Genomic DNA, 8,375 nt, shown 5'->3' with positions numbered 1-8,375 from the left:
AGGAAATTCGGATGCCGCCCAGCCGGCGAGGCTGGTTTCGGCTTTAGCCGAAATCAAACGAAAATGCCTGCGCGAAGCGCATCTAAATGGCATTTTCTCCGATTTCATGTTAAGAGCTTACAGCTCTTTAAGTTCTTCCCGTTCAAAACTTAAGCTTGGCTTTTGTTCTGTCCGTTATTCTTTACTGCGAATAAATTCGCTACGACTTTTGTCGTTTCTGAAAATCTAATTCTTAGAATCTTCAGGGTCTGTGTATTAATCGATCTTTGATTTTCAAGGTTCTGAGCTGTTTCAGAGAAGCTTTTTGTTTAGCTCTCGCTGACAGCTTGTACACTATAGCAATTCAAAAAATGATTGTCAAACACTTTTTTGAATTTTTTTATAATAAAATCACTTCGGAACAGGAATCACCTTTTCCGAAGTGATTTACATCTCATGTCTCCATCCCATATCACCTGATATGATGGAAGTTAAAGCTCATAATACAATTTTCCTTGCTCTTAGGTACCTGATACTTAAATCATCTAAGATTAAACTTGCCGACTTCTCCGCTTAGGCTCTTAGCCATTCGTGTCATCTCTTCACTTGCCGCAGCACTCTGCTGTGCAGTTGCAGCATTGGTCTGTACTACAGATGAAATCTGATCGATACCTTCTGTTACCTGCTTGATTCCGTTAGCCTGATCTGCGGAAGCAGTAGATATCTCCTCTACAAGACTTGTAATCTGCTTTGCTCCGTTTGATACAGACTCAAGGGCCTCTGCAGTTTCTGCGGAAATCTCTCCGCCCTTCTGTACGGCTTCAATAGTCTGTTCAATTAGAAGCGCCGTATTCTGTGCAGCTTCCTGTGACTTCTTAGCCAGATTACCAACCTCGTCTGCTACTACGGCAAAGCCCTTACCTGCCTGGCCTGCTCTTGCAGCCTCGATAGCAGCGTTGAGAGAAAGTATGTTGGTCTGGAATGCGATATCATCAATGGTCTTGATGATCTTGGATATCTCGTTGGATCTCTCAACGATTTCCTCCATCGCTCTTGACATCTCATGCATCTTTCCATTGCTGGTGATCATATCTTCACCAACCTTGTTGGAAAGTGAAAGAGCCTGCTTAGACATATTGGCTGTATCATCTACCTTGGAAGAAATATCATTCATATTGGCAGAAAGCTCTTCAATGGATGATGCCTGCTCAGTTGCGCCCTGTGCCAGTGCCTGAGCTCCTGAGGATACCTGCTCAGCGCCTCTGCTTACATTGTCCGCAGCCTCATTGATTCCGCCAAGTGTAGCATTGAGATTGGACAGGAGCTGTTCCATATTTGTCTTGAGTTTTGCAAACTGCCCTACATATTGCCTCTGAAGCCGGACATTCAAATTACCGTTTGAAACCTCAGACAATGCGTCTGATATCTCATCGATATAACCCTGATAGTTCTGCATCTTAGATATGGTGTCCTTGAAGGAATCAGCAAGTACTCCAACCTCATTCTTTGATTTAACATCAAGTTTCACATCGAAATCGCCTGCGGCTATCCGCTCTGCAGCTGCTGTAACCTTACTGATAGGTCCGATAATCCATGCTCCCATAAGAGTTGATACAACAACCAGTACAACAAACCAGATTATGATAAATATCACAAGATCTCTGATTGTTGTGCTTATGGCTTCTGACGCTCTTTTAAGGTAGGTCGCTTCTGCTTCGTCAAGATTATCGATCCAGACTCCGGTTCCTATAACCCACTTATAGGGTTCATAGGCAAGGGTATAATTCTTCTTTGGAAGCGGCTCTGTTTCATTAGGCTTTGCAAACATAAGGTCTGTAAAACCTCCGCCCTGCTTCTGTCCGTTTTTTATCATCTCCTGTATGAAATACGTACCTGAAGGGTCAACCGATTCCCATCTTGACTGTCCTTCCGTATCCCTTCCGAGAAGAACAACATTTATTCCTTCGTATGTGTCAATCCAGAAGTATCCGCTTCCATCATCATATCTCAGATCGCGCACGATATCCGCAGCATGTTTCTGAGCCTCTGCTTCCGTATACTTTCCTTCAAGCTGCTCATTGTGAATTTTATCAATCATGGAGACTGCTATTTCTGTCTCCTGTCTGAGCTTTTCCATAACATCAGATTCAAGTCTGTTACGATAAGCTTTTACCTGTTCGTTGTTGTTCTTGATAGTGCCGTACATAGAAAATGCAGCAACGCCCAAAGCAGTCAACAGTGCAGTGGCAAGAAGCATAAAAACTATCGTGAACTTCAGTGAATTGATTCCCAGATTTGTTGCCTTTTTGTCCATCTCAGATTCCTCTCATCAAAATAAATATCTGCACGCCTTTGCAAGATTCCGGAGCATCGATAGTACAATCTTTTATGGCTGAAAAAGATCCTTTCCTTGTCTTCAAAGCCCCTGCATGTTGTACTTCGTCATATTTACGTAAAAAATAACCGGTAAGCCTCTATAAATTGAAATTATTTATCCGATTTTTCCGGCAAATCTTAAGAACCTGTATCATATTGAATATTTCTAAACGGCCTTATCGCAAAAAAAGAACTGCCGCCCAAGCGACAGTTCCTTAATATTCGGTTTGACACTATAGTCTCATCCATATTCCGGTACATAGACCGGTCTCTAAATCATTCAGGCTTTTCCGTTAAGAAAATCATCGATTCCCTTTGCAGCAGCCTTACCTGCACCCATAGCAAGAATAACTGTAGCTGCACCGGTTACAGCATCACCACCTGCAAATACCGCAGTCTTTGATGTCTGTCCGTTCTCTTCCTTGGCTATGATACATCCATGCTTGTTTGTATCAAGTCCCTCAGTGGTCTGCTTGATTAGAGGGTTAGGTGAAGTTCCGAGGGACATAATAACCATATCACAGTCAAGATCATATACATCTCCCGGGATTTCCTCAGGTCTTCTTCTTCCTGAAGCATCAGGCTCACCAAGCTTCATTCTCTGGATCTTCATGCCCTTAACCCAGTCATTCTCATCGACATAAATCTCAACCGGATTCTGAAGAAGGTCAAAGATAATGCCTTCTTCCTTGGCATGATGCACTTCCTCTACTCTTGCAGGAAGCTCTTCCTCGGAACGTCTGTACACAACATGTACCTCTGCGCCAAGACGAAGAGCTGTTCTTGCAGCATCCATTGCAACGTTACCGCCGCCTACTACAACTACCTTCTTTCCTACCTTGATAGGTGTATCTGCGTCCTCGCGGAATGCCTTCATAAGATTGTTTCTTGTAAGGAATTCGTTTGCAGAATATACGCCATTAGCAGACTCACCCGGAATGTTCATGAACTTAGGAAGTCCAGCACCTGATCCGATGAATACAGCATCAAAACCTTCCTCATTAAGAAGATCATCTATAGTAAGAGAACGTCCAACGATAACATTGGTATCAATCTTAACTCCCAGCTTCTTTACATTTTCAATCTCCGGACGTACTACTCTGTCCTTAGGGAGACGGAACTCAGGAATACCGTAAACCAGAACGCCGCCCGGCTGATGGAATGCCTCAAAAATAGTCACATCGTATCCGAGCTTTGCAAGATCCCCTGCACATGTAAGACCTGAAGGACCTGATCCGATAACAGCAACCTTCTTTCCGTTTGGCTCTCCCGGCTTTGCAGCAACATAATCATGCTCTCTTGCCCAGTCAGCAACATATCTCTCAAGCTTACCGATGGAAACTGCCTCTCCCTTTATGCCTCTTACACACTTGCCCTCACACTGTGTCTCCTGAGGACAAACACGTCCGCAGACAGCCGGAAGTGCAGATGAGAGTGCGATAACATCGGCAGCACCCGCGATATCCTTCTCCTTGATCTTTGTGATGAAATCAGGAATGTGAATAGAAACAGGGCATCCCTTCATGCAAAGAGGATTCTTGCAGTTAAGACATCTTTCAGCCTCAAGTACTGCTTCCTCATCATTGTATCCAAGACAAACTTCATCAAAGTTTGTAGCTCTTACCTTAGCATCCTGCTCACGTACAGGAACTCTTGTCATAGAATTATTCATCTTGTGCCTCCCCGATCATTTATCTGCTTCGCATCCGCCGGAGTGTGTAGCACCCTCCTGAAGTGCCAGCATCGCTCTGCCTTCTTCGTCCTTATACTGTCTCTGACGCTTCATAGCAAGGTCAAAGTCCACAAGGTGTCCGTCAAACTCAGGTCCGTCAACACAGGCAAACTTAACCTGATCGCCAACAACAAGTCTGCATGCTCCGCACATGCCTGTTCCGTCGATCATGATCGGGTTCATGGAAACGATAGTAGGAATACCGAGATCCTTTGTTGTAAGGCAGGCAAACTTCATCATGATAACCGGTCCGATAGCTATACACTGGGTATACTTCTTGCCCTGTTCATTAACAAGCTTCTTAAGGATATCTGTAACGACGCCCTTATCTCCATAGGAGCCGTCATCAGTACATACATAAACATTGGCAGCAACCTTGCGAAGATCATCTTCCATAATGAGAAGATCCTTGCTTCTCGCACCGAGAATAACATCTGCCTCGATACCATGGCTGTGGAGCCACTTAACCTGAGGATAAACAGGAGCTGCTCCTACACCGCCGGCTATAAAAATGATGGACTGCTTCTTGAGCTCATCTATCGGTGTATCTATCATCTCTGAAGGCTTTCCGAGAGGTCCCACAACATCTGTAAAACAATCTCCCGCCTTCAGCTTGCTCATCTTCTCTGTAGAAGCTCCGACAACCTGAAAAACGATGGTGATGGTCTCTTCTTCTCTATCATAGTCAGCGATAGTAAGAGGAATTCTCTCTCCAAGCTCACCGAGCTTTACAATCAAAAACTGACCGGGTTCGCATTTCTTGGCAACAAAAGGTGCTTTAACAACCATGAGCCAATCCTTATCAACTAAGTGCTCTACTTTAGTGATTTCGTACATGATCTCCTCCATGATATTCATCGAAATTTGCAAGGATCTATGGACACCAAGACTCTATTCCTAAATCCGAATTGCAATCAGCTACAATTATAAACATTTTGCACTGCAAGAACAATAAATTTTTAACAATCCCATGCTTATGTAGACAAATATAACAAAAAAATTATGTATACACTGTGCATAAGCTCCGGGTTAAATTTTGCAAAATCATCCCGGTTTTTATAAAAAACAGTTGGCAATCAATGATAATGTTTCTACAATATATATGTTAAAAATAGTTGCGATTTACATTTTTCAGCTTTAGAATAAAGTTTCGCGCTATAACGCCAGAATAAATCACAGCAGGAGGTGCGCCATGGATGAACTGAAGAAGCAGGATGATATTCTTGTTTTAAATCAGGAAACAACAGAAGCGGGAAAACCTGTTTCAAACGAAGACATCGTTTCAACTGTAGAATCAGACAGCAGCGAAACAAAAAAAGCTGATAATCTGACGAATAACGACAACTCTCCTTCAGTCTCAAGGCAGAATAAACGCCGGAATGAGTCACAGGATGAAAAAGATGAGGATGAGGAGCCCGAGATTCCTGAAGAGTCCAGGCCAAACCTTACAGATCTTTTTGAATCAATCCCCGATGAAAACAAAAAGGATAATGACGAAAGAAATCTGATTCATACGGATTCCGATGATTTCGATGATTCAAAAACCGACGAAGATGAGGATGAGGAAGAAGACGAACTTGAAGACCTCATTGATGAAGGTAATAAAAAAGACATCAGCGACTACTACGAAGACATGCAGACTGCAGACTTCGTTGAAGAGATCGACGACCTTGATGATGAGGATATCGAAAAGCTGCCTGAATTCCTCAATACAGAACAGCTGACCGAAATCATGGAAGAAGCTGATGACGAAACCCGTCAGCGTATCGGTGATCACCTTTCCGATGACACCCTTCTTGAAATGTTCGAGGACATGTCAAAGGATGATATCGTAGATATTCTCGGAGAGATGGAGATAGCGAGACGGAAACGGCTTCTAAATCGCATGAAATCCGGAGACCGTAAGATCATTCATACTCTTTTGCAGTATCCGGATGACAGTGCCGGCGGTATCATGACAACAGAGTACATCGCACTTCGTGAAGACAGAACCTGTGCAGAGGCTCTTGATACCATTCGTGATATCGGTCCGAAAACCGAAGTTATCGAAACCATTTATGTAACCGATGAAGACCGCCTGAAAAAGCTGGTGGGCACAGTGGATCTCCGTGATCTTCTGAGTTCCCCCCGTAATACAAAGCTCCTGGACATCATGGATGATCAGGTGGTTTCCGTAGAACCGGAAGTGGATCAGGAGGAGGTAGCACAGGTAGTATCAAAGTACGACCTTCAGGCCATTCCGGTTGTTTCAAGTAAAGGTTCCATACTGGGAATCATTACCGTCGATGATATCATCGATGTCATCAACGAAGAGCACGATGAGGATATCGCTCATTTGGGAGGAACATCAGCTGAAGAAGGTCTTGATACCACTCTCTGGGAGTCTGCCCGCATGCGTCTCCCCTGGCTTCTGGTAAATCTTCTCACGGCTTTTCTCGCTTCATTTACTGTAAAGATTTTCGAATCCACCATAGCCCAGGTAGTTGCCCTTTCTGCCACCATGACCATCGTTTCCGGTATGGGAGGCAATGCCGGCACCCAAACCATGTCCATCATGGTCCGTGAACTTTCAAACGGCGATGTGGATTTCAAGGAAAACTGGAAGTCCTTTGTAAAAGAGATTCTGCTGGGAGTAGTTGACGGAGCAGCCACCGGACTTGTAACAGGAATCATTGTTTCCCTGGTTTATGGCAATGCTTTTCTCGGAGTCATCATTTTCCTCGCCATGATAGGCAATCTCATGGTTTCCGGTATTTTCGGTTTCCTTGTGCCGTTGATTCTTGACAAGATGCACGCCGATCCCGCCCTTGCTTCAAGTATATTTGTAACAACCGCAACGGATGTTTTGGGTTTTTTCATTTTCCTTGGTCTGGCGGAAATCTTCCTTCCCGTTCTTGTCTGATCATATCACTAACAAAACAATGCCCCTTTCCATTCCACATCACCGGAACGGAAAGGGGCTTTTATATTGCTTTATTAGGAGTTCAATGTCAAAAAAACTGTCTGATCACTATCAGAAATCAACCTCTGTATCATAGTAGCAGCACTTAAGGAGCTTCTCCATCTCCTCCTGTGACGGCTGACGAGGGTTGGAGCCTGTACATGCATCACCGATAGCAAGCTCTGCGATCTTCGGAAGTCTCTCAAGGAATACCTCCTCAGGAACGAAGCCCTGCTCTGTTGGGAATGAATCCTTGCCATAATTCTTGATGCAGTGAGGAATATTCATATCATCATTCATCTTGCGAAGGTACTTGATGAGCAGATCTACCTTCTCATCATCATTGGAACCGCCGAGATGCATGTAATCTGCGATAACACCATATCTCTTCTTTGCTGTCTCATCCTTTGCATTAAATGCGATGACCTTTGGAAGGTACATGGCATTGGCTGCACCGTGGATGATATGTGCGCCATAATCCGCGAAAGCTGCTCCTGTCTTGTGAGCCATGGAATGTACTATGCCGAGAAGTGCATTGGAGAATGCCATACCTGCAAGACACTGGGCATTGTGCATGGCATCACGTGCTGTCATATCATCATTGTATGACTTAACGAGATTCTCCTGAATCATCTCAATAGCATGAATAGCAAGAGGATCTGTGAAGTCACAGTTAGCTGTAGAAACATAAGCCTCAACAGCATGTGTCATTGCATCCATACCTGTATGTGCAACCAGCTTCTTTGGCATGGTCTCTGCAAGCTCAGGGTCTACGATAGCAACATCAGGTGTGATCTCAAAATCAGCGATAGGATACTTAACACCGTTTGCGTAGTTTGTAATGATTGAGAATGCTGTTACCTCTGTTGCTGTACCTGAAGTTGAAGATACCGCACAGAAATGTGCCTTACGGCGAAGCTCAGGAATGCCGAATACCTTGCACATATCTTCAAATGTACAGTCTGGATACTCATACTTGATCCACATTGCCTTTGCTGCATCGATGGGTGAACCTCCGCCGATGGCAACGATCCAGTCAGGCTTGAACTCGGCCATAGCCTCTGCGCCCTTCATAACAGTTTCAACAGAAGGGTCTGACTCGATTCCCTCAAAGATCTGAACCTCAAATCCTGCTTCTTTGAGATAATCCTCTGCCTTCTGAAGGAAGCCGAACTTCTTCATGGAACCGCCGCCTACACAGATCATAGCTCTCTTGCCCTTAAAGTTCTTAAGCTCTGCAAGTGAGCCCTTGCCATGATAAACATCTCTTGGTAAACAAAATCTTGCCATAACACAATCTCCTTTTTATACTTTAGTGTCCGGTTGGCAATATCTAATAGCATAAAC

6 protein-coding genes are annotated in these 8,375 nt (G+C 44.2%); 2 read left to right on the top strand and 4 right to left on the bottom strand.

Translation table 11 applies throughout. From position 1 onward, the window contains the following. A partial coding sequence (locus tag T515_RS17770) for a hypothetical protein (RefSeq protein ID WP_207641128.1) occupies positions 1–229 on the top strand: 229 nt, incomplete at its 5' end. A 291-nt stretch (positions 230–520) separates the two neighbouring features. On the opposite strand, the gene T515_RS16310 is transcribed toward T515_RS17770, so the two are convergent. The 3 genes from T515_RS16310 to T515_RS02615 all read right to left on the bottom strand — a co-directional run bounded on the left by T515_RS16310 (position 521) and on the right by T515_RS02615 (position 4,924). Next, a complete protein-coding gene (locus T515_RS16310) occupies positions 521–2,293 on the bottom strand; it encodes a methyl-accepting chemotaxis protein (RefSeq protein ID WP_051671355.1) in 1,773 nt (590 codons plus the stop codon). A gap of 342 nt (positions 2,294–2,635) precedes the next feature. Then, positions 2,636–4,027, bottom strand: coding sequence for an NADPH-dependent glutamate synthase (gene gltA, locus T515_RS02620; RefSeq protein WP_036607151.1), 1,392 nt, complete (start codon positions 4,025–4,027; stop codon positions 2,636–2,638). A 15-nt stretch (positions 4,028–4,042) separates the two neighbouring features. After that, positions 4,043–4,924 (bottom strand): sulfide/dihydroorotate dehydrogenase-like FAD/NAD-binding protein, encoded by an 882-nt coding sequence (locus tag T515_RS02615; protein WP_036607149.1) that lies wholly within the window; start codon positions 4,922–4,924, stop codon positions 4,043–4,045. 355 nt (positions 4,925–5,279) lie between these two features. Here T515_RS02615 and mgtE point away from each other — a divergent pair, with 355 nt between their 5' ends. Further along, entirely contained in the window at positions 5,280–6,989 is a 1,710-nt protein-coding gene (gene mgtE, locus T515_RS02610) for a magnesium transporter (RefSeq protein WP_081832624.1), read from the top strand. 111 nt (positions 6,990–7,100) lie between these two features. Here mgtE and T515_RS02605 read toward each other — a convergent pair whose 3' ends face one another. Then, positions 7,101–8,318 carry an iron-containing alcohol dehydrogenase gene (locus T515_RS02605; protein WP_036607147.1) on the bottom strand — a complete coding sequence of 406 codons (1,218 nt, stop codon included), beginning with the start codon at positions 8,316–8,318 and terminating at the stop codon, positions 7,101–7,103. Between the last annotated feature and the right edge of the window lie 57 nt (positions 8,319–8,375).

This window comes from Oribacterium sp. P6A1, assembly GCF_000702885.1.
Lineage (GTDB): Bacteria > Bacillota > Clostridia > Lachnospirales > Lachnospiraceae > Oribacterium.
The sequence above is the reverse complement of the archived record's forward strand: the minus strand, read 5'-3'. Positions and strand labels throughout refer to the sequence as shown.

What these genes read in the sequence shown, in the direction of transcription:
- T515_RS02615 (WP_036607149.1), bottom strand. Translation starts at nt 4,924, where the DNA reads ATGTACGAAATCACTAAAGTAGAGCACTTAGTTGATAAGGATTGGCTC.
- T515_RS02605 (WP_036607147.1), bottom strand. Translation starts at nt 8,318, where the DNA reads ATGGCAAGATTTTGTTTACCAAGAGATGTTTATCATGGCAAGGGCTCA.
- gltA (WP_036607151.1), bottom strand. Translation starts at nt 4,027, where the DNA reads ATGAATAATTCTATGACAAGAGTTCCTGTACGTGAGCAGGATGCTAAG.
- mgtE (WP_081832624.1), top strand. Translation starts at nt 5,280, where the DNA reads ATGGATGAACTGAAGAAGCAGGATGATATTCTTGTTTTAAATCAGGAA.
- T515_RS16310 (WP_051671355.1), bottom strand. Translation starts at nt 2,293, where the DNA reads ATGGACAAAAAGGCAACAAATCTGGGAATCAATTCACTGAAGTTCACG.